Source organism: Salipiger bermudensis, from assembly GCF_020171625.1.
GTDB classification, from domain to species: domain Bacteria; phylum Pseudomonadota; class Alphaproteobacteria; order Rhodobacterales; family Rhodobacteraceae; genus Salipiger; species Salipiger bermudensis_B.
This window is the reverse complement of record NZ_JAIUZY010000011.1, coordinates 112,631-135,824: the sequence shown is the minus strand read 5'-3', so window position 1 is coordinate 135,824 and position 23,194 is coordinate 112,631. Positions and strand designations below refer to the sequence as shown.

The following is a 23,194-nucleotide window of genomic DNA, read 5'->3' as shown; positions in this document are numbered from 1 at the left end:
GAGTGCTGTCCTTTTGGACAAGGGAATTGCCGATTTCGCGGACGGAAAGTAAATTCAAACCGGAAACTCGCAGGCGAACCGACAAGTTCTCAGGGATAGCCCCGCAACGTTTGTCCCGTCAGCGCGGCTGCCACCAGTCCGGGCGCAACACACGCGCGATTGCGTCGGGCGGCAGGCAGGCATCGAGCGAGATCGCGCTGACACCGGGCAGCTCGGGCGCCTCGGGATCGTCCTGCACCTCGCCGGTGAACGACAGGTCGGTGATCCGGATCAGCCTCAGCACGTGGGTGTCGCTCAGCATGCCAAGCCGCCGCGACAGTGCCGCTCCGGGGGTCTCGAAGCCGGAGGCGATGATAAGCTCGCCATCGGTTGTCAGCCGGTCGAGCGATACGAGGCTCCGGTCCAGCGGCGGATCGTCGAGGCAGCCGGCCATGGCATTCGCTGCCGCGAGATCATGCGCCCGCACCAGCCCCGTGATGACCTCTGGCATCGCCCCTGCCCCGCTCGACGGCGCCACCAGCACCGGCGCGCCCCAGCCGACCGCCAGAAGCCCCACCTGCCCGCCAGCCTCGGCCACCCGCCAGCCCACCAGCACCAGCGCCTCGGCGGCGGCCACGGAGCGAAACGCGCGGATCAGCCCGCGCAGCATCGATGGACGGAAATCGGCAACCAACATGACCTGGCACGGTGACCAGGGGTCGTGCGACGCCAGCGCGATGTCGCGAAGCGCCAGCAGATCACGACTGCGAAGCATCGCGCCCGGAACGTCGAGCGCCGCCGTCATCCGGCGGTTCCGTCTATCGTGGCAGGCGGCGTGGATGTCGGGCTCATCATCGCTCTCGGGTCATGTCGGGCCGCGCCCGTGGAGCTTCAGTGTAGCCAAGACGCCGTTTTGCCGGAACACAGCCAAGGGTCGCAACGAATTGTCAGCCGTTTTCTCAGTTTGCCGGAGCGCCTTTTGGCTAAGCGTTTGAAAAGACGCGAATTTCCAAATTGTCAGCTGACAATTTGCCCATTTTCGCCTGTTTTCAGGTGGTTTTGGAGGGTTTTGGCCCGGACCGGCTGACAATTCGGCCGTCACCCGCTTCGATCGCGCAGAGACAGGGACCAATCGCCCGGCCTCCGCTCTGAGGCCCTGCCAAACCTATGCCGGTCTCGCGGCCCGTACGCAAGTCTTTCCGTCCAATGGACAGCAAGCATCACCATTCCGGCGACGATCCAGCCCCGGCAGCGCAGAAGGCCATGCAAAGCGGAGCACCTCGATGTCCGGCCTTCACACGCCACACCCGCGCATCAGCGTCGTGACCCAACACCACCGTTCCCCCGCCATCAGGCAAAGGCCGGCACGGGCGCGCGCCGACTGGCCGCCGACAGCATCGCACCGACCGAGAAGCTGCCCTTGCGTGCCACCTGTGTCAGCCGTCGCAGGTAGGCGCCGGGTTTTCGGATCTCGTTGGCGCGTTCGAGCAGACAGAGCACCGTCGCCGCGGCGCGCTCATGGCCCATGATCCGCTGCGCCTCCTGCAGCACCGGCGGATCGATCCCGAGCATCGGCGCCAGCCTCTGGGAAATCGACACGACATCGTGCCAGCCTCGTGGCTGATCGGGGAAGAAGGCCCGATACTCTCGGCAGGCTTCGGTGATCATCGGAACGGTGATCGCTGTCACCTTCTCTGCAGATCCCGCGCTCTCGGTGAGCGCTGCGTCAGACGAGGGCGCGGACTCAGAGTCAGAAATAGTTTTATCTGTTTCTTGTATGTGCCGCTCATTTCGGGCGGCGCTGGCGCTCATTCTGGTTGTTTCCGTGACGGGCTGGGGCGTGGGCGTTACGGCATCCGGGGCAGGGATCGCGGCCTCGAGGCGGGTCACGAGGCCGGCCAGATCCTGCTCGGAGGCCCGGCGGCGCAGCATCAGCCGCGCCGCGTCGATCAGCTCGTCCGGGGCGCCATCTTCGGTCAGACGGTGCCGCAGCATCCCGAGCTTGGCGCGCAGCACCGAAATGCGCTCGCGCTGTGCGGTCACGAGGGCCGCGGCCGAGGCGAATTCCTCGGCATGGCGGGCGAGGGGGGAGAGATCGAACCCGAAGGCGATGCCGATCACACCAGACTGTCCGCGGGCATAGCGCTTGCGGTTGGGGCTGTCGTGACGGCTGACAATGCCGATCTCGACGAGCTTGGCCAGATGCCGGCGCAACGTGCTCTCGGGCATCCCCGAAAGCCGCTCGGACAGCACCCGGTTCGACGGAAAGACGATCGCACCGTCGGGGTCGCCGGGCAATTCGCGCTCCGGCCAGAAGGTCAGCAGCGCCTTCAGCACCGACAGCGTGCGATGACCAAGACCGAACGCCTCGGCGCCGGTGGTCAGGTCGCGCAACAGCGCCCATTTGTCGGGCATAGGGGGAGTGTGCCGTTGCGAGGCGTCCGATGACGGCAGACAAGCCGCAACCGGTCGCCCGAACGGGGGTCGGGACGTGTTTTCCATGTGACATTTCACGAAAGACAACAATTCTCCGCCCCTGCACCGCGATGCATGGTTGACAGAGTCCGGGTCTGGCGGCTAACTCAAATTGCTACGTTCGAGAAGGGCCTTCCGGGATCAATCCTGGGGGGCTTTTCTTTTGTCGCCTGTCCTCTCGTGCCTCCTTGTTATCTTTCTACTGCTCTCAGTCCTCCGACCGGGTGCTTTGCCAGCGGTCGTGAAGCTCTTTGATGATCTCTTCCGCCTGCTTGTCGAGCCAGCGGTCGAAGCCGTTTGCGGTTTTCGACGGGACGGTCAGGGTCAGGCCCCGTCCGGTGCTGCGGATCTCGGCCAGCGGTGCGCCATCCACCGTGCGCAGGGTGCGCGGACGCGGGGCAGGGGCCTTGGCCGGGGTGGCGGTCTTGCGCTGCGCGGCGCCGAACACCTCCTCGAAGCGGGCGTCGGAATCGAGCTCCTCGAAGCCCGGGGCGGCCATGGCGCTCTCGACACGGGTCTGCGCGGCGCCGTCCTCCAGCAGCTTGGCCAGGCTCATCCAGCGATCGCGCCCGATTCCGGGGGCCGAGCCGATGCGGCGCAGGAAGGGCAGCGAGAAGGCCGTGCCCACCTTGAGCATCCGGCTGACCATCGGCAGGTCAATCGACAGCGCCGCGGCGATTGTCTGCCGGTCATAGCCGCCCTCCTGCAGCTGCGCCGCGAAGCTGGCTTTTTCGACGAAGCTCAGATCCTGCCGCGAGGTGTTTTCCTGGCCCTGCGCCATGACCAACGCGTGGTCGTCGAGCTGGCGCACCATCGCCTTGACCTTGAGGCCAAGGTCGCGCAGCGCCCTGAGGCGGCGCCGGCCATAGACGATCTCGTAGCGTCCGGCGCTCTTGGGGTGGGGGCGCAAAAGCACGGGAACCTGCTGACCATAGGTCTGCAGGCTCTCTTTCAGCTGGTTCTGCGCCTCGTCGTTGATCCCGAGCCGGTCTTCGTAGCCGGCATCGTCGATCAGCGCGGGGTCCACCTCCTGCACCGCGTTTTCTTGCAGTTTGGTGAGCGAGGATTGCAGCGCGCCGACCGCGCCGCGTGGCATCATCCGCGCCTCGGCGGCGCTCTTCCGGTCGGTTGGAGCCGATCCGCCGCCCAGCGGTGTGATGCGTGGTTCGAGAATTCCCTTGCGTGCCATCAGCGCCCCCATGCTTTCTGAATGAGCGACTCAATCTCGTCATTGACTTGATTCAGTGAATCCACCGCGCGGTCGTAGGTGTTGCGGTGGAACTGGCTCCGGTCGACCTCGTAGACGGTCTGCTGCGTGAGACCGGCATCCGAGATCGCCGTGGACTTGAGCATGGCGTTGACCATGACCTCCTCGCCGAAAAGCTGGCGGAGAAAGGCCACGACCTGCTGCTGCGGGCCGTCATTGGGCTCGTAGCGGTTGATCATGAAGCGCAGGAAGTCGAATTCCATGCTGGCGCCGGCATTCGACACAACGTCGAGCAGGTCGGCGCTCATCTGCAGGAATTGCGACATCGAGGCGATGTCGAGCATGTTCGGCACGATGGTGATCAGCACCCCGGTCGAGGCACAAAGCGCCGACATGGTGAGATAGCCAAGCTGCGGCGGACAATCGAAGATGATTACGTCGTAATTCGCCTCGACCTCCTGCAGCGCCGCGGCCATGCGGGCGAAGAAGGCGGGCTGCACGTTGGTCATCAGCGCCTGCGGCGTCTCATGCTCGAATTCCTGCAGGATCAGCCCGCCGGGGGCCAGATCGATGCCGGTGAAGAAGGTCGGCTGGATGATCTGGCTCAGTGGTAGCGGATCGTCGTACCGGATCGCGTCGTAAATCGTCCCGGACTCGAGGAAATCATACTCGGGGCGGTAGCCGAACAGCGTGGTCAGCGAGGCCTGCGGGTCGATATCGACGCAAAGCACGCGATAACCCTTGAGCGCGAGCCGCTGCGCGGTGTGGATCGACGAGGTGGTCTTGCCCGAGCCGCCCTTGAAGTTGAGGAAGGACAGCACCTGCACCTTGTCGCCCTCGCGGCGGCCGCGCAGGTAGGTGCCCTTGGTCTTCGCGGTGCTGTCGAGCACCTTGCGGATCTGGAGCACATCGGCGGCGGAATAGTGTCGTCTTCCGCCGGGCGTGGTATGAACCTCGGGGATGCGGTTGTCGAAATGGAGCTTGCGCAGGAAGCTGGCCGAGATACCAAGCAGTTCGGCCGCTTCCCCTGCGGAGAAGCGCCGAAGTTCCTTGCGCGCGTCGGGGGCGAAGACCTTGAGCATGTGGTCTTCCAGCGCCGAAGTCAGTGCTTCGGCGTTCTCCCGTACACGCGCGTTGATATGTATGGTATCCGCCACGTCTGCCCTCATTTTCGGTAACGCTGTTTTTCGTCAGCGCTTTTATTACCGTTTCTTTACGCAAGAGAAGGGCAGGTTGTCCACAGTTTCCTTCGCCTCAGTGGCGGGGGAGGGAACTGGGGCATCTTGGGTCAGTTCAGATGCCAAGTGCAAGAGTTCGCGTAAATCTCTGAAATCTATAAAAAATAACGAACTTCGGGTTGCAAGCCCCGGAAAAGGCGGTGTTTTTCCAAGTTGCCATTTCACATCGCAATTCTGGGGGCTTGGGCCTCCGGCGCGGATCCAGGCGCCGACTCGCGAAGAGGGCAGGGGGCTCCGATTCTGGCCGAGTCAGAGCCTTATCCGGCTCTTCTGCGCCGGAATCGCGACCCCCTGCCGGGCGAGAGCGTTATTCGGCGGGTTCGGGGGCCTTGCCGGGCGCGGCGCGGTAGACCAGTGCGGCGCCGTCGGCCGCGGCGTGCGCCTCGGCCCGGGCCTGCAGGTCGACATGGTGGGGCGACTTGATGCAGACCGGGTCGGTGGCTGCCGGATCGCCCGCCAGAGCCATCGCCTGGCAGCGGCAGCCGCCGAAATCGACGGTCTTGCGCTCGCAGGAAGCGCAGGGCTCGGGCATCCAGTCGGTGCCGCGATAGGCGTTGAAGGCGGCGCCCTCGTACCAAATCTCGGAGAGCGGTTTGTCGCGGACATTGTCGAAGCTGAGATGCGGGATGGTCTGGGCCGCGTGGCAGGGGAGCACCTGGCCGTCGGGGGTAACGTTGAGCCCGGTCGAGCCCCAGCCGCCCATACAACGCTTGGGATAGTCGGAATGGTAATCCGCCGGCACGTAGTCGATCACCAGTGTGCCCTTGAGGCGCAGCCTAGCCTCCTGCACGATCCGCGTGGCCTCTGCGGCCTGTTCGCGGGTCGGCATCAGCGCGTCGCGATTCTTCAGCGCCCAGCCGTGGAACTGCACGGTGGCCACCTCGATGCGCCGCGCGCCCATCTCGACCGCCATCTCGATGGCGCGGGGCAGCTGGTGCAGGTTGCGGCGGTGGAGCACGGCGTTGAGCGTCAGCGGAAAGCCGATCGCACCGATCCATTCGGCGACCTGCATCTTGCGCTTGAAGCCGCCCCTGTAGCCGCCGATCTCGTCCGCCATCTCGGGCGTCGTGCCTTGCAGCGACAGCTGTACGTGGTCGAGGCCGGCCTGATCGAGCGCGTCGAGCCGCCGCTCCGTCAGCCCGATCCCCGAGGTGATGAGGTTGGTGTAAAGGCCGGCCTCTCGCGCCGCGCGCACAAGCGTTTCGAGATCGCGCCGGGTGGCGGGCTCGCCGCCCGAGAGGTGAAGCTGAAGCACGCCGAGATCGGCGGCCTCGGCGAAGACGCGGGCCCAGTCCTGGGTGGCAAGCTCGGTCTCCTGCCGCGCCATCTCGATCGGGTTCGAGCAATAGGGGCAGGACAGCGGGCAGCGGTGGGTGAGTTCCGCCAGCATGGCGATGGGGGGGCGGGCTGTGGTCATGGCTGGTCCCGTTGGCGGAGGGCCACGTCCGCCCCTGCGGGGGCGTTTGCGACCGTTGGCATGGGTGAGGGGGTGTCGTGCGGGCTGCCGAAGGATCGGCGCGGGATGGCGTTGAGGCGCCCGCCGGTGGGCAGGGCGCTGCGGTTCGAGCGGAGCTTTGGAGGCATCACGACACCTCCAGGAACCGCCGCTCCCTCAGGGCACCGAGGAATCCGGCGCTGTCCTTGGCGATCTGCTCCTGAGGCGCGTTGTACTTCGCGGCGAGCCCGGCGGTGATCTCGCCGAAGCTGCGGTGCCCGTCGACCTCCGACAGGATGGCGTGGCCGACTTGGTCGAGGGTGATGGCGCGCTCGGGCGCCAGCAGCACCCAAGTCTCGCGCACCCGGTCCCAGTGCAGGCGCACGCCGCGGGGCAGGGTGGGGATCTCGCCTTCTTGCATCAGGCCGCCTGCGCGCTGGCAAGGCCCTCGCCCGGCTGCCACGCGCCGGGCGGGATGCGGGCGGGTTCCACATAGGCGCCCCAAAGCGCATCGAGCTGCGACCAGAGCACATCGGTCTTGAAGATCAGCGCCTTGGCGGCGGCGTCCTGCTTTTCCTGCGTGTCGGCATGGTCGAGCACCCATTGCAGGCCGAACGCCACGTCCTTGGGCGCCTCGGTCAGACGGTTGCGGAAGTAGGAGAGGGACGACTCGTCGGCGAAGGCGTAGTTCTTCAGCAGTCCTTCGATGCGGTTGGCGTGGATCTTCGGCGCGAAGAGTTCGGTCAGGGACGCCGCCACCGCCTCGAGCAGGGTCTTGTCGCGCACGAAGCGGACATAGGCGTCGACAGCAAACTTGGTCGCCGGCAGAACGCCCTCGCGGGAGGCGACATAGTCGGGATCGAGCCCCACCGCTTCGGCCAGCCGCAGCCAGCGGCGGATGCCGCCCTCGTTGGTCTCGGTGCCGTCGTGATCCTCGATGCGGCTGCGCCACGCGCGGCGCAGGTCCGGGTCCTCGACGCGGGACATGAAGGCGGCGTCCTTCATCGGGATCGAATGCTGGTAGTAGTAGCGGTTGATGACCCAGGCCCGCACCTCGTCGGGGCTGCAGTCGCCGCCATGCAGCCGGTGATGGAACGGGTGCAGATCGTGATAGCGCTCGGCGCCGATCTGGCGCAGCCGGGCCTCGAACTCTGCGTGTGTCTGGGTCATGCCGTCACCTCCATACCGTCCTGACCGATGATCCATCCCGCCGCCTCCGCCGCCTGTCGCTCTTCCGAGCCGGGCCGCAGCACGGGGTTGGTGTTGTTCATGTGGACAAAGACCTTGCGGCCGATGTCGAGCCCCGCGAAGGCGGCGATGGAGCCGTCGTCACCGCTCATCGACATGTGGCCCATGCGTCTGCCGGTCTTCTGTCCGAGGCCTTCGCGCACCATCTCGTCATCGCGCCAGAGCGTGCCGTCGAAGAAGATCAGCGAGGCCCCCTGAAGGCGCGCGCGCAGGGCGTCGTTCAGCAGGGCGCAGCCGGGGATGTAATAGACGGTCTCGGCCTCGGTCTTCAGCTCGACCCCCACGGTCTGCTCGCCCACGAGGTCGGTCTCGACCGTTTCGCCCTCCATGTAGAGCGGCACCTTTCCCGGCACGGCAAAGAGCGTGGCGGTCAGGCCCGGAACGATCTCGGCCGGGGCCTCGAGCGCCACGTTGGCGCGGGTCACGACGGACGCGTTCAGGGCGGAAAAGATCGGGTTCGCGGCCAGCACTTCGTGGATGCCGGCGGTGGCGAAGAGCGTGAAAGGCTGCATCTCGCGCAAGGTCAGCAGGCCCGCCACGTGGTCGATATCGCCATTGGTCAGCAGCACGGAGCGCAGCGGCATGTCGCGCAGGCCGGTGGGGTGCAGTTCGTGAGTGGCGGCCAGTTGCGCCCGGATGTCGGGCGAGGCGTTGAGGATCGCCCAGTTCTCACCATCGGCCGAGACGGCGAGCGAACTCTGGGTCTGCGCCGGGATCTCTCCGGCACGGGCGCGCCGGCAGTTCCCGCAACCGCAGTTCCACTGCGGCAGGCCGCCCCCGGCCGCGGCCCCGAGAATGCGCGCGCGGAATTGCATCACGTCCTCCCGCGCGCGGCTGATCAGAACAGGACGCCGTCGTCGTGTTCCGGGCCGTACATGTTGATTTCCATGCCGCACTCGATTTCGCGGATGACAGGCTTGTTCCAGGCCATGGTTCTCTCCTCCTCTAGGGTGCCGATGACTCGGCTGAACGGGGACAGCTTGGCAAAGGCGGGGGCGGGTTGGCTATTCTTATCTTCTAAGACGAGCCGATACTTTGGTCGGTAACAGGGGTGGAATTCGCGGCGAAAGGGTCGGTTTTCTCGGATGAGACGCCGCGCGGGCGCCGGTCCGCGGGGTGGCGTTCGGAGCTTGGACTCCCTCGGTTTATCCCGGCCACGTCCGAAGGCCCTCGACACTGATCGCTGATTTCCGCAGATCGCCAGCGCGGGGCGGGTCTTATGCTTTTAGCATGACCGATCGCGCGGCGGCCTGCGGCCTAGAGTCCGCGCGGGGAGCTTCGTGTTCAGTCCCTGACCGCCCCCGCGAAGGCCTCGAGGAACCGATCCGCCTCGGCCATGCTCAGGCACAGCGGCGGGCGGACCTTGAGGGTCGCGCCGAACTGCCCCGCCGCGCCGATCAGCACGCGGGCTTCGCGCATCCGATCGATCACCTGCACCGTGTAGTCGGCATCCGGCGCGCCCGAGCCGTCCTGCGCCCCGAGATCGACGCCGAGGAACAGCCCCGCGCCGCGCACCGCCGTCACCCTGTCCGAGCCCGCCGCGATCTGCGCCAGCCCGGCCTTCAGATGCGCGCCGACGCGCCGCGCGTTCTCCTGCAGGCCCTCCGCGGCAATCACCCTCAGCACCGCGCGTCCGGCGGCGGCGGCCACCGGGTTGCCGCCGAAGGTGTTGAAATAGCCCACATCCTCGCAGAACATCGCAAGATGCTCCGGGCGCGCCGCCATGCCGGCCATCGGGAAGCCGTTGCCCATCGGCTTGCCCATGGTGACGATGTCGGGCGCGAGGCCATGACGCTCATAGCCCCAGAACGCATCGCCCGTCCGCCCGAACCCCGGCTGCACCTCGTCGGCGATGTAAAGCCCGCCTGCCGCCTGCACCGTTTTCACCGCCGGCTGCAGGAAGCCCGCCGGGTCGGCGAAGATGCCATCGGAGGAAAAGATCGAATCCGCGAGGAAAGCCGCGATGCCGTGCCCGCGCGCCTCCAGCGTCTGCATCGCCGCCACCACCGCGGCGCGCAAGCCCCCGGCGATGTCCTCACCGTAGGCCGCTTCCCCCGGAGCGGGCACCGTGACCACGTGATCGGGCAGGGGGCTGCGCCTGAGCGCCGAGGGCGAGGCTTCGGTCACCAGCGCGGTGTTGCCGTGATAGGCGGTGTCCGTGACGATGAGGCCATGTCTGCCGCTGACCGCGCGGGCGACTCGAATGGCGAGGTCGTTGGCCTCGCTGCCCGAGCAGGTCATCACCACGTTCGACAGGTCAGGCGGCAGCTTGGCCTTCAGCGCCTCGAGATAGTCGTCGACGATCTCCACGAGGTAGCGGGTGTTGGTGTTGAGCCGCGCCACCTGCGCGCTGATCGCCGCGACCACCTCGGGATGGGAATGCCCCACCGAGGGCACGTTGTTGTAGAAATCCAGGTAGCGCGTCCCGTCGCGCGCCTCCATCCACGCGCCGCGGGCGGCGACCATCTCGATCGGCTCGCGGTAGAACAGCACTGAGGCGGCGCCGAGATTGTCCAGCCGGCGCTTCACCGCGCCGTCCCCGCCGGTCGAGGCGTCGAAGGCGTTCATGTCGAGGATCTGGCGAACCCGGCTCATGCGTCGTGCTCCGCGAGATAGGCCTCGGCCAGTGCCACGGTGCCAAGCGTATAGGCCGCGTGGCCGGCCTCCGCGGCGGTCGCGGTTTCGGCGTGGCTTGCGATCCACGCGGTGAGCAGCAGGCGGCGGAACAGGATGAAGGTGGGGATCATCGCCACATGCGCGTCATCCAGCGGGGCAACCGAGCGGTAGCCCCTGACCCACGCTTCCTGCAGCGCCGGGATATAGGGTTCGGTCTCGAGGAACGAGATGGCGGCGGCGAAGTCGTAGACATACCACGACAGCCCGCAATCGTCGAAATCGATCACGCCCAGCCGGTCGCCATCCTCGAGCAGGTTGGCGAGGCGCAGGTCGGCATGGACGAGGCCAAAGCGGTCGGGGGTCTCGCCATAGGCGGCAAGCTTGCGCTCGAGCACGCCGCAGAGCCGCTCGAGCACCGCCTCCTGCTCCGGCGTGAGACCCAGCGCCGCACGCCAGTCGCCCCAGAGCGGATCGGGGCCGAACGCGCTCTGGAAGTTCCACGTCTTGCGGGTGAAGCCCTCGGGGCGTTGCCATGTGCGGCTCTGCCCGTGTAGCCGGGCCGAGATCGCGCCGAGGATCTCGAACCCCGCGGCGAGGCTCTCGCCGGCCTCGGGCTCCTTGCCGGGCATGAACGAGAACGCGACGACGTGGCGGGTCTCGTCACCATCCTGAAACGAGGCGATGTGGCTGCCATTCGCCGCCAGAAGTGGCTCGGGCGTGTCGACCGCGCCGCTGTCGCGCAGCGCGTTGATCCAGGCCAGCTCGGATTCGATCTCGGCGCGGCTGTGATAGGCCGGGCGGTGGACCCGCAGGACGATCGGTGCGGCACGGGCGGGATCGGTGGCGAGGAAGGTGGCGTTCTCCGACAGGGTCAGAAGCCGGATGTCGCAATCCGCGCCGAGGCCCCACTGATCCCGCAGCGACAGCACCCCCTGTCGCAGGCGCTCGACAAATCCATCGTCGTATAGTCCCGCCATTGCCGTGCCCTTTTCCTTTGCAGTCGGGTCTTCGCTAGGTTTCAAATCTTTGCCTTGCAACTCTTCAGCTTATGCGACCGCGGAAAGCGCGGGTTCACGCAGCGCATATGCACAAAAAGCGGTCCCGTGGCCGGGACGATTACGACAGAGGGGCCGCGCCCGGGGGCCGAGCTTCGGCCTCTCCCGAGCGGCCCGGAGAATAGGACGAAGATCCGCGAGCCGGGGCGCGCGGCGAAACCGCGACAACTTATGGCCTAGTCACGCGCCGCGAGGGAGTGACGTGCCTGAGGGAGCTGGACCGGGGCAGGGGCCTCAGCCGCTCTGCCCCGCCTCCTGCAGCATCTGCGAGATCGCGTAGAGGCGCTTTTCCAACAGAGTCGGCGTCTCGCAGAGATAGGTGATGGTCTTCTGCCGGTCGGTGAAGATGCGCTGGTCCCAGTCGACCTGTTCCTCGAGTGCGTCGACCCGGTCGAAATCCGGCTCGGGCTGGGCCATCTGGCTGTCCATCTCGGCGCGGGCGCCGTCGATCTTTTCCGAGAGCGCGATCTGGCCGAGAGAGAACTCTCCGATGCCGTCGATGATGTGGGTGCGGCGGCTGGAGAGCCGGTCGAATACCCGCTCGAAGACAGCCCCCATCAGGGCCATGTCGTGGCCATGCGCCTCGGCGAAGGCGGCCACCTTGCTTCGGGCCTCCTCGAGATCGACGCGCCGCAGCGCCAGCGTCTCGGCCAGCTCGCCGACGGCGGCTTTGGTGGCGGGCTCGAGCGCCTCTTCCGAAAGCGGCGCGGGCCACATCAGCCCGACCGAGAGCCGCTCGACCTTGCGCTGGATGCAGGGCCAGGTCGGGTCGGAAAAATCCGCCGCGCTCCCGGCCGTTGCACAGCCCATGAGCACTGCGAAAACCGCATAGCATTTTCGTTTAGACATCAGCTTTCCTCCCGCCACCGACTATGAAACAGGGTGGCGGCGAGGTCCATTCCGGGGAATACCCACCATTGGGTGTATTGTTCGGTATGCGACAGCGCACCCATACTCTCGGCAATCGCCGCAGGGCGTCTAGAATTGAAGTCAGGAGGAAGTCTGCATGCGCACTCGTGCAGCCGTGGCCTTGGAGGCCGGCAAACCGTTGGAAATCATGGAAGTGAACCTCGAAGGCCCGAAGGCCGGCGAAGTTCTCGTCGAGATCAAGGCCACCGGCCTGTGCCACACCGATGAATTTACCCGCTCGGGCGCCGACCCCGAGGGCCTGTTCCCGTCGATCCTCGGCCACGAGGGCGCGGGCGTCGTGCTCGAAGTGGGCGATGGCGTCACCACGCTGAAGCCCGGCGACCACGTGATTCCGCTCTACACGCCCGAGTGCCGCGAGTGCCCGTCCTGCCTGTCGGGCAAGACCAACCTTTGCACCGCGATCCGCAACACCCAGGGCAAGGGCCTGATGCCCGACGGCACCACGCGCTTCTCGATGCTCGATGGCACGCCGATCTATCACTACATGGGCTGCTCGACCTTCGCCAACCACACCGTGATGCCCGAGATCGCCCTCGCCAAGGTGCGCGACGACGCGCCGTTCGACAAGATCTGCTACATCGGCTGTGGCGTCACCACCGGCATCGGCGCGGTGATCAACACCGCCGGCGTCGAGATCGGCTCGACCGCGGCAGTGTTCGGCCTCGGCGGCATCGGCCTCAACGTGATCCAGGGCCTGCGCATGGCAGGGGCCGACATGATCATCGGCGTCGACCTGAACGACGACAAGGCCGAGATGGCCAAGAAGTTCGGCATGACCCACTTCGTCAACCCGTCGAAGGTCGACAGCACGGTGCAGGCCATCGTCGACCTCACCAAGACCGAGCGCGACCAGATCGGCGGCGTGGACTACAGCTTCGACGCCACCGGCAACGTCAAGGTGATGCGCGACGCGCTCGAGTGTTCGCACCGCGGCTGGGGCGTGTCGGTCATCATCGGCGTGGCGCCGGCCGGGGCCGAGATCTCGACTCGTCCGTTCCAGCTGGTCACCGGCCGGGTCTGGAAGGGCACCGCGTTCGGCGGCGCCAAGGGCCGCACCGACGTGCCGAAGTTCGTCGAGTGGTACATGGACGGCAAGATCGAGATCGACCCGATGATCACCCACAAGATCACCCTCGACGAGATCAACCACGGCTTCGACCTGATGCACGAGGGCAAGTCCATCCGCGCGGTGGTCGAATACTGATGGAGACCGTTGCGGAAAACCGAAGCTTCGGCGGAACGCAGACCGTGTACAAGCACGCCTCCGAGTCCTGCGGCTGTGACATGACCTTCGCGGTCTACATGCCGCCGCAGGCCAAGGACGGGCCGGTGCCGGTTCTATGGTATCTGTCGGGTCTGACCTGCACCCATGAGAACGCCATGACCAAGGGCGGCTTTCAGGAACACGCGGCGAAACACGGCCTTGCGGTCGTGTTTCCCGACACCTCGCCGCGCGGCGAGGGCGTGGCCGATGACGATGCCTACGATCTTGGCCAGGGCGCGGGGTTCTACGTCAACGCCAAGCGCGACCCTTGGAAGCCGCATTTCCAGATGTACGACTACATCACCAAGGATCTGCGCGGCATCGTCGAGGGGCTGAGCGGCATCGGTGACAAGCACGGCATCACCGGCCACTCGATGGGCGGGCACGGGGCGCTGACCATCGCGATGCGCAACCCGTCGATGTTCGACAGCCTGTCGGCCTTTGCGCCGATCGCGCATCCGACCCAGTCGGACTGGGGGCGCAAGCAGCTCTCGGCCTATCTCGGCGACGACGAGGGCTGCTGGGCAGAACACGATTCCACGCTGCTGCTGGAGGAGCACGGCTGGAAGGATGATCTGCTGGTGGACCAGGGGGCGAACGACCAGTTCCTCGACCTGCTCAAGCCCGAGGCGCTGGCCGCGGCCATCGCCAAGCGCCGTCAGCCCGCCACCTTCCGGATGCAGGAAGGCTATGACCATTCGTATTTCTTCGTGAACAGCTTCGCGGGGGATCACGTCGCCTGGCACGCCGCGCGACTGAAGTAAGGAACCCTGGAAAGGGAGGAGGACAAAGATGATCCAGAAACTGCTCGCCACGGCGTGCCTGCTTAGCCTTTCGGCCGGGATTGCCTCGGCCGAGGGCGACGCTGAGAAAGGCGAAAAGGTCTTTCGCAAGTGCCGCGCCTGCCATGCAGTGGGGGAGGGGGCCGAGAACAAGGTCGGCCCCGAGCTGAACGGAATCGTCGGCCGCGAGATCGCGTCGGTCGACGGGTTCAGCTATTCCGACGCGCTCACCGAGCTTGCCGCCGAGAAGGGCGCCTGGACCGAAGAGGACCTCGCGGCCTTCCTCGAGAAGCCGCGCGATTATGCCAAGGGCACGAAGATGTCGTTCGCCGGTCTCCGCAAGGACGACGAGCGCGCCGATGTCATCGCCTATCTGGCCACGTTCACCGAGTAAGGGGAGACAGCACACCAGACACATACGACGATCCGGTGACGGCGGGAGGAAGAGGAGCCCGACCCGGATGAGCCCGAGGCAGAACCGACCCGCGGTCGGCCAGCTTTGGGACAACAGGCGGAAACGCCGACACACCCAAGGGAGAAGGAAATGAAGACACTGACGTTGCTGACGTCGGGCGTGGCTCTTTTTGCCGCATCGTTTGCCTCGGCCAACGAAGACCTGATGACCCGGATGGATGACGCTTCGCAATGGGCGATCCAGACCGGCGACTACGCCAACCAGCGCTACTCGGAACTCGACTCCATCAACAGGGAGAACGTGGGCGACCTGCAGGTGGCCTGGACCTTCTCGACCGGCGTGCTGCGCGGTCACGAAGGCTCGCCGCTCGTGGTCGGCGACACGATGTTCGTGCACACGCCGTTCCCGAACATCGTCTACGCGCTGGACCTGAACGAGGACGGCAAGATCAAGTGGCGCTACGAGCCCAAGCAGGATCCCAACGTGATCCCGGTGATGTGCTGCGACACGGTCTATCGTGGCGTCGCATATGCCGACGGCAAGATCTTCCTGCATCAGGCCGACACCAAGGTCGTCGCGCTCGACAGCGAGACCGGCGAAGTGCTGTGGGAAGCGGTGAACGGCGACCCGTCCAAGGGCGAGACCAATACCGCCACCGTTCTGCCGGTGAAGGACAAGGTCATCGTCGGCATCTCGGGCGGCGAATTCGGCGTCCGCGGCCATGTCACAGCCTACAACATGGAGACCGGCGAGCAGGAATGGCGCGCCTACTCCATGGGGCCGGACGAGGAGATTCTCGTCGATCCGGAAAACACCACCCATCTCGGCGAGCCGGTGGGCGAGAACTCGGGCACCAACACGTGGGAAGGCGATCAGTGGATGATCGGCGGCGGCACCACCTGGGGCTGGTATTCCTATGACCCCGAGGCCGACCTGATCTACTACGGCACCGGCAACCCCTCGACCTGGAACCCGGCGCAGCGCCCCGGCGACAACCGCTGGTCGATGACCATCATGGCGCGCGATCCCGACGACGGCATGGCCAAGTGGTTCTACCAGATGACCCCGCATGACGAGTGGGACTTCGATGGCGTCAACGAGATGATCCTCACCGATCAGGAAGTCGACGGCGAGGCGCGCAAGCTTCTCACCCACTTCGACCGCAACGGCCTCGCCTACACGATGGACCGGCTGACGGGCGAACTCATGGTCGCCGAGAAGTTCGATGCGGCGGTGAACTGGACCACGGGCGTCGACATGGACCCCGAGTCCGAAAACTACGGTCGTCCGGCAGTGGTGGCCGAGTACTCGACCGAGCAGAACGGCGAGGACGTGAACTCGACCGGCATCTGCCCGGCGGCGCTTGGCACCAAGGACCAGCAGCCGGCCTCCTACTCGCCCAAGACCGAGCTCTTCTACGTGCCGACCAACCACGTCTGCATGGATTACGAGCCGTTCCGGGTGAGCTACACCGCCGGTCAGCCCTATGTGGGCGCGACGCTGGCGATGTACCCGGCGCCCGAAAGCCATGGCGGCATGGGCAACTTCATCGCCTGGGACAACATCAACGGCGAGATCAAGTGGTCGATCCCCGAGCAGTTCTCGGTCTGGTCGGGCGCTCTGGCCACGGCAGGTGACGTGGTGTTCTACGGCACGCTCGAGGGCTACCTCAAGGCCGTGGACTCCGAGACGGGCGACGAGCTTTACCGCTTCAAGACCCCCTCGGGCATCATCGGCAACGTGATGACCTACGAGCATGACGGCAAGCAGTATGTCGGCATCCTCTCGGGCGTCGGCGGCTGGGCCGGCATCGGTCTCGCGGCCGGTCTCACCAACCCCAATGACGGTCTCGGCGCCGTGGGCGGCTACTCGGCCCTCAGCGACTACACCGCGCTTGGCGGACAGCTGACGGTCTTCGCCATTCCCGACTGATCCGCAGCCCATGCAGGACCGGCGGGGCAGACCGCCTCGCCGGTCCAGACTTCCCAGTGATCCCAGGACCGATAGCCCATGACCCGACCCATTTCCCTTCTTCTTGCCGCGGCGGCCTGCGCCCTGTCGGCAAGCGCGCTGTCCGCCGCGGACGCCGTCTCGATGGATGACCCGAACATCGCGGTCGATTACGAGGAAGGCGGGCGCTACTACACCGAGGATGGCATCCCGACCTTCAACGTGGCCGAGGACGGTACCGTTGACTGGCCGACCTTCTCGGGCTTCCGCCGCTACCACGCCGAGTGCCACGTCTGCCACGGCCCGGACGGCGAGGGATCGACCTATGCCCCGGCGCTGAAGAACTCGGCGCTCGAGATGGATTACTACGATTTCGTCGACGTGGTGGTGAACGGCCGCCAGAAGGTCGGCGCTGCCGACAACTCGGTGATGCCCGCCTTCGGCACCAACCCCAACGTGATGTGCTATCTCGATGACATATACACCTATCTCAAGGCGCACGGCTCCGGCGCCATCGGGCGCGGCCGCCCGGCCCAGAAGGAAGCCAAGAGCGACACGTTCAGCGAGATGGAAGATGCCTGCATGGGGTCGTAAATTGCGGGACCTGCCGGCGGTCGCGCTGGCGGTCCTGATGGCCCTGGCCCCGGGGACGGGGGAGGCGCAGACCTCGGATCTCGTCTCGCGAACGGCGTTCCGGGTCTGCGCCGATCCGGCCAACGACCCGATGTCGATGCAGGACGGCTCCGGCTACGAGAACGCACTCGCCGAGCTGATCGCCTCGAAGCTGGAGCTGCCGGTGCGCTACGAGTGGTACCCGATGGCGACGGGCTTCATCCGCAACACGCTGAAGGCGGGCAAGTGCGACGTGGTGATGGGTTACGCCCAGGGCCACGAGCTGGTGCTCAACACCAACCACTACATGGTCTCCACCTACGTGCTGGTGGTGCCCGAAGACGGCCCGCTGGCCGAGGTGACGCAGCTCTCGGATCCGCGGCTCGAGGGCCGGGTGCTCGGCGTGGTGGCGGGCTCGCCGCCGGCCAACCACATGGCGCGCTACGGGCTGATCGGCAAGGCGAGGCCCTACCAGCTGGTGGTGGACCGGCGCTATGACAGCCCCACGGTCGACATGCTCAACGATGTCGATGCGGGAGAGATCGACGCGGCGGTGATCTGGGGGCCGATCGGCGGTCCTCTGGTCAAGCGCGATCACCCGGGCCTCAAGGTGATCCCGCTGCTCAACGAGACGGCGTTCCCGAAGCTCTTCTACCGCATCACCATGGGGGTGCGTCAGGGCGAGAAGGTCTGGCAGCGCGAGCTCAACTCGCTGATCCGCCGCCACCAGGACGAGATCGACGCCATCCTCGTCGAGGCCGGCGTGCCGCTGGTCACCGACATGGGCGACGGGCTGCGCGAGGTCGGTCAGTGATCCGGGCGCTGGCGGTGGGGCTTGCGCTGCTGCCGGCGCTGGCGCTTGCGCAGGTCCCTGAGCAAGTCCCTGAGCCCGGGGGCTTCCAGATGGACAGCTACCGCGCCCCGGTGCCGGACACCCTGTCGGGCGCAACGGTGGTCGGGCCCGACGAGGCGTTCGCGCTCTGGCAGTCCGGCGAGACCGCCTTCATCGATGTCCTGCCCCGTCCGCCGAAGCCCGCGAACCTGCCCGAGGGCACGATCTGGCGCGACACGCCGCGCGACAGCATCCCCGGTGCGACCTGGCTGCCGAACGTGGGGTACGGGGCGATTGCCGAAAGCACCGACAGCTACTTCCGCGCGGGCCTCGCCGAGGCCACCGGCGGGGATCCGGCGCATCCGGTGCTGTTCTTCTGTCTCGATGCCTGCTGGATGAGCTGGAACGCCGCGAAGCGCGCGCTCGGCTACGGCTATGAAAGGGTCTACTGGCTGCCCGAGGGCACCGACGGCTGGGCCGCGTCGGGCCACCCGCTCGAGCCCGTCACGCCCGCCCCCGGTCACCCCTGAGCGGAGCTTCCCGGCTACGAGACATCCGCGCGACCAGCTTGCGCCCTTGCCAAAACGTCTCGCTGCGGCACGGTCCGGCCTGCCTCCGGCGGGAGTATTTTTGACGAAGAGAAGCAGGGGCGTGGCGCTCATGGCTTCTTCTGGCTGAAAATATCCCGGGGGTGAATTGGCCGAAGGCCAAGAGGGGGCAGAGCCCCCTTACTGTACTTTTAGCACGCGCCTCTGGCGCGCCAGGGGGCAGAATCCCATCCTTCTCTCTAGCGCAGGGCCATCACGGCAGTACGCCGTCGAACAGGAAGGCCCCGAAGGCGCGCGGGCCGTCGGCGGTGTCGAGCACGGACACCGTCTCGAGCGTCTCCGCGTCGATCACGCTCAGGGTGTTGTCGAACCAGTTGGCCACCGCGATTCGGCCGTCGGCGGTGGCGGCGATGCCTTCGGGGTATTCTCCGGCCTCCAGCGTGGCGACGGGCGAGAGATCCTCGAGCGCAACCACCGACAGCGTGTTCTCGTACTGGTTGGTGACAAAGGCGCGCCCGGCGGCGAAGGCCACGCCATAGGGGCGCTCCCCCACCGACATGGTCGCCAGCACCTTGCCAGAGGCCGGCGCGATCACCGTCACGTCGTTGCTGCCGACATTGCCGACGAAGAGCCGACCGTCCGGCGCAAAGCCGAGCCCGAACGGGCGGCTGCCGACCGGGACGCTGCGCAGCAGCGCGAGGCTCGCCGGGTCGTAGAGGCTGATCCGGTCGGCATCGCGCTCGGCGGCGGCCAGCAGCCTGCCGTCTTGCGACAGAGCGAGGCCCGCGGGCGCCGCGCCGGCGGGCAGCTCGGCCCGAACTTCCAGCGTCGTGCCGTCGAGGGCCCAGAGCCGGGCGTTGTACCAGTCGGAGACGAAGAGCCGGTCGAGGCCGGGGTGATAGACGGCGCCGATCGGGCCGCCGTCGAGGTGGGCGGTGGCGGTCACCTCGCCGCTCAACCCGTAGCGCCACACCGTCTTGCTGTCGGGTGAGACGACGAACACGGCCCCGCCGCCCACCGCGATGCCGGCGGGTTTGCCCGGCACCTCCCAGCGGGCGCGCTCGGCGCCGGTGTCGAGGTCGAGCACGCTCACCGCGTCGCCGGTCTGGCAGGTGACGAATGCGATTTCCCCCGCCGCCGGAAGGGCGGCGAGGCTCAGGCTCAGCCCGAGGGCGAGGTCACGAAGCCGGCTCACCGAACCGCTCGACCAGTGCAGCGAGCCCGGTCTCGTAGATCGCCGTCACCGCCGCGATGGCGGCCTCGTCGTTGAGCTCTTCCGGTGGGTCGTTGTTGGGATAGCCGCGGTAGAACGCGCCGCGCCATTCCACCACCGAGCCGCCGCCGTCGCGCGGCATCACCGTGAGGTGGGAGGAGTAATTGGTCACCGGCAGCACCTCGACGGCGACGTCGGTGATGCGGTAGCTGTAGCTCATCTTCTCGTCGGAATACTTGTAGAGCACCTCGTCGATCACCGGCCCGTCGGCGCCCTGATCGGAGAGGTAGAGCGTGCGGGTGGCGTCGATCTCGTTGCCGCCCTCGCCGCTTTGCGAGACCACCGCCGGGTGCCAGGTGAGATCCTGGAAATCGCCGATCGCGGCCCAGACCTCGGCCGGCTCAGCCGCAAGTTCGGTGGTCACGGTGATCTTCTGACGGGTCGGCCCGTGGGCCATCGCGGCTGCGGGGATCATGGCAAGCGCCACGCCCGCTGCGAGCAGGGTTCGTCTGTTCATCCTTCCTCCTCCTTGAAGAATGCGGTTTTCAGTATGTAGCTCATGCCCCGCCGCCAGCTGTCATCGGTGTTCGACCGGATGTCGACCACGCGGCCCTTCACCGTCTCGCCCGTGGATGCGTCGCGCAGCTGCAGGTTCATCGACAGGATCAGGTTCGAGACCTTCTGGACCTCGCCAACGAGCGCGTAATCCGCCCCCAGCTTTGCCGCCATGCGCGTGTCGCAGCCATAGCACTTGGCCGGGTTGACGATGCGATCGAGATCGTCCGCCACCGGATCGAGATCCAGCAACTCGTAACCTCCCTCTGCAAAGCGCTCGGCCACCAGCTCCTCCAGCATGGTGATGCGCGCCAGCTCCGCCGGATCCTGTCCCAGTTCGGCGGTCTGCAGCGAGGAATCCAGCAAGGCGATGCCGAAGAACGCGACCTTCTCGCCGGCCCACGCGGGGCCGGAGAGCGCCAGAAGCAACAGGAGCGCAAGTCTCTTCATCGGGACCTTTCTGGAAACTTCTTAGAAATTAAGAGTCGTAAGTCATGGTGCCGTCGCTACCCTCGACCTCGCAACCGAACCAAAAGTATCGGTTTCGGGAAAAGCCTTTGATCGTCAGAGTTTGAGGCGGGCCCGTCGGAGGAGGACGGGCAAGGGAGGAGAGATTGCTGAGATCGTTTGGGCCGCTCCTGGCAGCGGCATGTCTGATGGTTTCCGCCACCGGCGCCGGGGCGCAGGAGGTGCGCGCCGCGGTGCTGCGGGTGGACTATCCGAGCCTGTTGCCGATCTCGCGCTACGATCTGCGCGCCGAGGATCTGGCCTTTGCCGGGGCGGCGCTGGCGGACGAGGACAACAACACCACCGGCCGGTTCATGGGGCAGAGCTACGAGACCGTGACCGTGGCCACCGCGCCCGAGACCGCGCCCGAGGAAATGCGGGCGCTGCTCGACGACGGCATCCGCTACGTGGTGCTCGATGCGCGGGCCGAGGAGGTCACGGCGCTGAGCGACTTGGCGGCGGAGGCGGGAGCGCTGGTGTTCAACGCGCGCGCCCCCGAATTGGCCCTGCGGAGCGAGGCGTGCCGGGCGAACCTTCTGCACATCGCGCCCTCGGTGGCGATGCAGGCCGACGCGGTGGCGCAGTTCGCGATCTGGAAGCAGTGGGACCGCTGGTTGCTGGTCTCGGGCTCGAACCCGGAGGACCGGGCGCTGGCGGACGCCTATCGCCGGGCGGCGCGGAAGTTCGGCGCCACCATCGTCGAGGAGCGCGAGTTCGAGGATACCGGCGGCGCCCGGCGCACCGACAGCGGCCACGTCATGGTGCAGCGGCAGTTGCCGACCTTCCTGCAGGACACCGAGGCGCATGACGTGGTGATCGCCGCCGATGCCACCGATTATTTCGCCGCCTACCTGCCCTATCATCTCTGGACCCCGCGCCCGGTGATGGGCAGCGCCGGGTTGCGTCCGGTCACCATCCACGCCGCCCACGAGGCATGGGGCGCGACGCAGTTCCAGACCCGCTTTGAGAAGCTCACCCGGCGCCACGTGCAGGAAGAGGATTACAACGCGTGGCTGGCGCTGCGGGTGCTGGGCGAGGCGGTGACGCGCACCTCTTCGGCCGATCCGCAGGTGGTCGAGGATTACATCCTGTCCGATGCGTTCGAGCTGGCGGCCTTCAAGGGCCAGAAGGTGACGTTCCGGCCCTGGAACGGCCAGCTGCGCCAGCCGATCCTGCTTTACGACGACCGCATCACCGTCAGCGTCAGCCCGCAGGAGGGCTTTCTGCACCAGCGCTCGCCACTCGACACGCTGGGGCTCGACGCGCCCGAATCCGACTGCACCGCATTCCAGTGAGGACCACCATGAAACACCTGATGCTCTCCGCCGCTCTGTGCATGGCCGCGACCGGTGCCTTCGCCGGGAAGGCCTTCGTGTCGAACGAGCGTGGCAACACCATCACCGTGGTCGACACCGAGACCTGGGAGGTGCTCGAGGAGTTCGAGGGCGGCAACCGTCCGCGCGGCATCACCCTCTCGCCCGACGGGTCGCTGCTTTACGTCTGCGCCTCCGATGACGACACGGTGCGGGTGTTCGACACCGACACCTATGAAGAGCTCTACACCCTGCCCTCGGGGCCGGACCCGGAGCTTTTCGTGATCCATCCCAGCGGCAGCCCGCTCTACATCGCCAACGAGGACGACAACCTCGTCACCGTGACCGACACCGACGCGCACACCGTTCTGGCGGAGGTGCCGGTGGGCGTGGAGCCCGAGGGCATGGCGATCTCGCCCGACAGCAAGTGGGTGGTGAACACCTCCGAGACCACCAACATGGCGCATTTCATCGACACCGCCGATTACGAGATCAAGCACAACATCCTCGTCGATCAGCGCCCGCGCTACGCCGAGTATCTCGACGATGGCACGCGGCTGTTCGTCAGCTCGGAGATCGGCGGCACGGTCAGCGTGATCGACATCGCCGAGGACGGCACGCCGACCTTGCGGCAGAAGATCGGCTTCGAGGTGCCCGGCGTGCTGCCGGAATGGCTGCAGCCGGTCGGGGTGAAGGCCAAGAGCGACGGCAGCCGCATCTTCGTGGCGCTTGGGCCGGCGAACCGGGTGGCGGTGATCGACGGCGCATCGCTCGAGGTGGTGGACTACATCATGGTGGGCCAGCGGGTCTGGCAGATGGCCTTCACGCCGGGCGAGGAATACCTCGTGACCACCAACGGCAACTCCAACGACATCACGGTGATCGACGTGGCCGCCGAAAAGGCGATCAAGTCGATCCAGGTGGGGCAGCAGCCTTGGGGCGTGGCGATCACGCCGAACTGACCGGCGGCGTGCTTGGCCCTACGAGGGTCTTTCTCTGACGACAGACTGCAATGGGGGC

General features: G+C 66.6%; 24 protein-coding genes. 9 read left to right on the top strand and 15 right to left on the bottom strand.

Going from position 1 to position 23,194, the window contains the following annotated elements:
* Nucleotides 1–118: 118 nt before the first annotated feature.
* The 12 genes from LCM15_RS17445 to LCM15_RS17390 form a co-directional block, all read right to left on the bottom strand.
* The gene (locus LCM15_RS17445) at nucleotides 119–784 is read right to left on the bottom strand and encodes a hypothetical protein (RefSeq protein ID WP_224858644.1); all 666 of its coding nucleotides are present in this window, start codon (nucleotides 782–784) and stop codon (nucleotides 119–121) included.
* Nucleotides 785–1,329: 545 nt separating this feature from the next.
* Nucleotides 1,330–2,481 carry a plasmid replication protein RepC gene (gene repC / locus LCM15_RS17440; protein ID WP_263619687.1) on the bottom strand — a complete coding sequence of 384 codons (1,152 nt, stop codon included), beginning with the start codon at nucleotides 2,479–2,481 and terminating at the stop codon, nucleotides 1,330–1,332.
* A gap of 181 nt (nucleotides 2,482–2,662) precedes the next feature.
* A complete protein-coding gene (repB, locus tag LCM15_RS17435; RefSeq protein ID WP_224858642.1) occupies nucleotides 2,663–3,643 on the bottom strand; it encodes a plasmid partitioning protein RepB in 981 nt (326 codons plus the stop codon).
* Nucleotides 3,643–4,818 (bottom strand): plasmid partitioning protein RepA, encoded by a 1,176-nt coding sequence (gene repA / locus LCM15_RS17430; RefSeq protein ID WP_224858641.1) that lies wholly within the window; start codon nucleotides 4,816–4,818, stop codon nucleotides 3,643–3,645. Before repA ends, repB begins: the two co-directional genes overlap by 1 nt.
* A 388-nt stretch (nucleotides 4,819–5,206) precedes the next feature.
* Nucleotides 5,207–6,316 carry a pyrroloquinoline quinone biosynthesis protein PqqE gene (pqqE, locus tag LCM15_RS17425; protein WP_224858640.1) on the bottom strand — a complete coding sequence of 370 codons (1,110 nt, stop codon included), beginning with the start codon at nucleotides 6,314–6,316 and terminating at the stop codon, nucleotides 5,207–5,209.
* A gap of 166 nt (nucleotides 6,317–6,482) precedes the next feature.
* Nucleotides 6,483–6,755 carry a pyrroloquinoline quinone biosynthesis peptide chaperone PqqD gene (gene pqqD, locus LCM15_RS17420; protein ID WP_224858638.1) on the bottom strand — a complete coding sequence of 91 codons (273 nt, stop codon included), beginning with the start codon at nucleotides 6,753–6,755 and terminating at the stop codon, nucleotides 6,483–6,485.
* Complete coding sequence (gene pqqC / locus LCM15_RS17415) at nucleotides 6,755–7,504, bottom strand: pyrroloquinoline-quinone synthase PqqC (protein WP_224858636.1); 750 nt, start codon at nucleotides 7,502–7,504, stop codon at nucleotides 6,755–6,757. Before pqqC ends, pqqD begins: the two co-directional genes overlap by 1 nt.
* Nucleotides 7,501–8,397 (bottom strand): pyrroloquinoline quinone biosynthesis protein PqqB, encoded by an 897-nt coding sequence (pqqB, locus tag LCM15_RS17410; protein ID WP_224858634.1) that lies wholly within the window; start codon nucleotides 8,395–8,397, stop codon nucleotides 7,501–7,503. Before pqqB ends, pqqC begins: the two co-directional genes overlap by 4 nt.
* Before the next feature lie 23 nt (nucleotides 8,398–8,420).
* Nucleotides 8,421–8,513, bottom strand: a complete 93-nt coding sequence (pqqA, locus tag LCM15_RS17405) for a pyrroloquinoline quinone precursor peptide PqqA (protein WP_007802657.1) — start codon at nucleotides 8,511–8,513, stop codon at nucleotides 8,421–8,423.
* A gap of 353 nt (nucleotides 8,514–8,866) precedes the next feature.
* Entirely contained in the window at nucleotides 8,867–10,177 is a 1,311-nt protein-coding gene (locus tag LCM15_RS17400) for an aspartate aminotransferase family protein (protein ID WP_224858632.1), read from the bottom strand.
* Entirely contained in the window at nucleotides 10,174–11,175 is a 1,002-nt protein-coding gene (locus LCM15_RS17395) for a phosphotransferase enzyme family protein (protein ID WP_224858630.1), read from the bottom strand. Before LCM15_RS17395 ends, LCM15_RS17400 begins: the two co-directional genes overlap by 4 nt.
* A 312-nt stretch (nucleotides 11,176–11,487) precedes the next feature.
* Entirely contained in the window at nucleotides 11,488–12,102 is a 615-nt protein-coding gene (locus tag LCM15_RS17390; RefSeq protein WP_224858628.1) for a hypothetical protein, read from the bottom strand.
* A 157-nt stretch (nucleotides 12,103–12,259) separates the two neighbouring features.
* Here LCM15_RS17390 and LCM15_RS17385 point away from each other — a divergent pair, with 157 nt between their 5' ends.
* The 7 genes from LCM15_RS17385 to LCM15_RS17355 all read left to right on the top strand — a co-directional run bounded on the left by LCM15_RS17385 (nucleotide 12,260) and on the right by LCM15_RS17355 (nucleotide 18,568).
* On the top strand, nucleotides 12,260–13,387 hold the full coding sequence (locus tag LCM15_RS17385; RefSeq protein ID WP_224858627.1) for an S-(hydroxymethyl)glutathione dehydrogenase/class III alcohol dehydrogenase: 1,128 nt from the start codon (nucleotides 12,260–12,262) through the stop codon (nucleotides 13,385–13,387).
* Nucleotides 13,387–14,211, top strand: coding sequence for an S-formylglutathione hydrolase (gene fghA / locus LCM15_RS17380; RefSeq protein ID WP_224858625.1), 825 nt, complete (start codon nucleotides 13,387–13,389; stop codon nucleotides 14,209–14,211). Before LCM15_RS17385 ends, fghA begins: the two co-directional genes overlap by 1 nt.
* A gap of 28 nt (nucleotides 14,212–14,239) precedes the next feature.
* On the top strand, nucleotides 14,240–14,623 hold the full coding sequence (locus LCM15_RS17375; RefSeq protein ID WP_224858622.1) for a c-type cytochrome: 384 nt from the start codon (nucleotides 14,240–14,242) through the stop codon (nucleotides 14,621–14,623).
* A 150-nt stretch (nucleotides 14,624–14,773) separates the two neighbouring features.
* Nucleotides 14,774–16,576, top strand: a complete 1,803-nt coding sequence (locus tag LCM15_RS17370) for a methanol/ethanol family PQQ-dependent dehydrogenase (RefSeq protein WP_224858620.1) — start codon at nucleotides 14,774–14,776, stop codon at nucleotides 16,574–16,576.
* A 78-nt stretch (nucleotides 16,577–16,654) separates the two neighbouring features.
* Nucleotides 16,655–17,188: a c-type cytochrome, methanol metabolism-related gene (locus LCM15_RS17365; protein ID WP_224858618.1), complete on the top strand. Its 534-nt coding sequence runs from the start codon at nucleotides 16,655–16,657 to the stop codon at nucleotides 17,186–17,188.
* Nucleotides 17,169–18,020, top strand: a complete 852-nt coding sequence (locus tag LCM15_RS17360; RefSeq protein WP_412103299.1) for a substrate-binding domain-containing protein — start codon at nucleotides 17,169–17,171, stop codon at nucleotides 18,018–18,020. Before LCM15_RS17365 ends, LCM15_RS17360 begins: the two co-directional genes overlap by 20 nt.
* Complete coding sequence (locus LCM15_RS17355; protein ID WP_412103300.1) at nucleotides 18,020–18,568, top strand: PQQ-dependent catabolism-associated CXXCW motif protein; 549 nt, start codon at nucleotides 18,020–18,022, stop codon at nucleotides 18,566–18,568. The genes LCM15_RS17360 and LCM15_RS17355 overlap by 1 nt, the downstream gene beginning before the upstream one ends.
* A gap of 271 nt (nucleotides 18,569–18,839) precedes the next feature.
* Here the strand turns inward: LCM15_RS17355 and LCM15_RS17350 are convergent, their stop codons facing one another.
* From LCM15_RS17350 to LCM15_RS17340, 3 genes are read right to left on the bottom strand one after another with little or no spacing between them, the layout of a single operon-like run.
* On the bottom strand, nucleotides 18,840–19,781 hold the full coding sequence (locus LCM15_RS17350; RefSeq protein ID WP_224858614.1) for a YncE family protein: 942 nt from the start codon (nucleotides 19,779–19,781) through the stop codon (nucleotides 18,840–18,842).
* A complete protein-coding gene (locus tag LCM15_RS17345; protein WP_224858612.1) occupies nucleotides 19,765–20,316 on the bottom strand; it encodes an SRPBCC family protein in 552 nt (183 codons plus the stop codon). The genes LCM15_RS17350 and LCM15_RS17345 overlap by 17 nt, the downstream gene beginning before the upstream one ends.
* Nucleotides 20,313–20,804: a DUF3280 domain-containing protein gene (locus LCM15_RS17340; protein WP_224858611.1), complete on the bottom strand. Its 492-nt coding sequence runs from the start codon at nucleotides 20,802–20,804 to the stop codon at nucleotides 20,313–20,315. Before LCM15_RS17340 ends, LCM15_RS17345 begins: the two co-directional genes overlap by 4 nt.
* Before the next feature lie 206 nt (nucleotides 20,805–21,010).
* Here LCM15_RS17340 and LCM15_RS17335 point away from each other — a divergent pair, with 206 nt between their 5' ends.
* Nucleotides 21,011–22,156, top strand: coding sequence for an ABC transporter substrate-binding protein (locus tag LCM15_RS17335; RefSeq protein WP_224858610.1), 1,146 nt, complete (start codon nucleotides 21,011–21,013; stop codon nucleotides 22,154–22,156).
* Nucleotides 22,157–22,164: 8 nt separating this feature from the next.
* Nucleotides 22,165–23,136: a YVTN family beta-propeller repeat protein gene (locus LCM15_RS17330; protein ID WP_224858609.1), complete on the top strand. Its 972-nt coding sequence runs from the start codon at nucleotides 22,165–22,167 to the stop codon at nucleotides 23,134–23,136.
* Nucleotides 23,137–23,194 lie beyond the last annotated feature (58 nt).

Bases quoted from the DNA above. Each gene is read 5' to 3' on its own strand.
- LCM15_RS17370 (WP_224858620.1), top strand. From the start codon at position 14,774: ATGAAGACACTGACGTTGCTGACGTCGGGCGTGGCTCTTTTTGCCGCA.
- pqqC (WP_224858636.1), bottom strand. From the start codon at position 7,504: ATGACCCAGACACACGCAGAGTTCGAGGCCCGGCTGCGCCAGATCGGC.
- pqqA (WP_007802657.1), bottom strand. From the start codon at position 8,513: ATGGCCTGGAACAAGCCTGTCATCCGCGAAATCGAGTGCGGCATGGAA.
- LCM15_RS17395 (WP_224858630.1), bottom strand. From the start codon at position 11,175: ATGGCGGGACTATACGACGATGGATTTGTCGAGCGCCTGCGACAGGGG.
- repB (WP_224858642.1), bottom strand. From the start codon at position 3,643: ATGGCACGCAAGGGAATTCTCGAACCACGCATCACACCGCTGGGCGGC.
- pqqD (WP_224858638.1), bottom strand. From the start codon at position 6,755: ATGCAAGAAGGCGAGATCCCCACCCTGCCCCGCGGCGTGCGCCTGCAC.
- LCM15_RS17335 (WP_224858610.1), top strand. From the start codon at position 21,011: ATGGTTTCCGCCACCGGCGCCGGGGCGCAGGAGGTGCGCGCCGCGGTG.
- LCM15_RS17340 (WP_224858611.1), bottom strand. From the start codon at position 20,804: ATGAAGAGACTTGCGCTCCTGTTGCTTCTGGCGCTCTCCGGCCCCGCG.
- LCM15_RS17385 (WP_224858627.1), top strand. From the start codon at position 12,260: ATGCGCACTCGTGCAGCCGTGGCCTTGGAGGCCGGCAAACCGTTGGAA.
- LCM15_RS17400 (WP_224858632.1), bottom strand. From the start codon at position 10,177: ATGAGCCGGGTTCGCCAGATCCTCGACATGAACGCCTTCGACGCCTCG.
- LCM15_RS17360 (WP_412103299.1), top strand. From the start codon at position 17,169: ATGCCTGCATGGGGTCGTAAATTGCGGGACCTGCCGGCGGTCGCGCTG.
- repC (WP_263619687.1), bottom strand. From the start codon at position 2,481: ATGGAAAACACGTCCCGACCCCCGTTCGGGCGACCGGTTGCGGCTTGT.
- LCM15_RS17330 (WP_224858609.1), top strand. From the start codon at position 22,165: ATGAAACACCTGATGCTCTCCGCCGCTCTGTGCATGGCCGCGACCGGT.
- LCM15_RS17365 (WP_224858618.1), top strand. From the start codon at position 16,655: ATGACCCGACCCATTTCCCTTCTTCTTGCCGCGGCGGCCTGCGCCCTG.
- fghA (WP_224858625.1), top strand. From the start codon at position 13,387: ATGGAGACCGTTGCGGAAAACCGAAGCTTCGGCGGAACGCAGACCGTG.
- LCM15_RS17390 (WP_224858628.1), bottom strand. From the start codon at position 12,102: ATGTCTAAACGAAAATGCTATGCGGTTTTCGCAGTGCTCATGGGCTGT.
- LCM15_RS17445 (WP_224858644.1), bottom strand. From the start codon at position 784: ATGACGGCGGCGCTCGACGTTCCGGGCGCGATGCTTCGCAGTCGTGAT.
- LCM15_RS17345 (WP_224858612.1), bottom strand. From the start codon at position 20,316: ATGAACAGACGAACCCTGCTCGCAGCGGGCGTGGCGCTTGCCATGATC.
- pqqB (WP_224858634.1), bottom strand. From the start codon at position 8,397: ATGCAATTCCGCGCGCGCATTCTCGGGGCCGCGGCCGGGGGCGGCCTG.
- LCM15_RS17375 (WP_224858622.1), top strand. From the start codon at position 14,240: ATGATCCAGAAACTGCTCGCCACGGCGTGCCTGCTTAGCCTTTCGGCC.
- pqqE (WP_224858640.1), bottom strand. From the start codon at position 6,316: ATGACCACAGCCCGCCCCCCCATCGCCATGCTGGCGGAACTCACCCAC.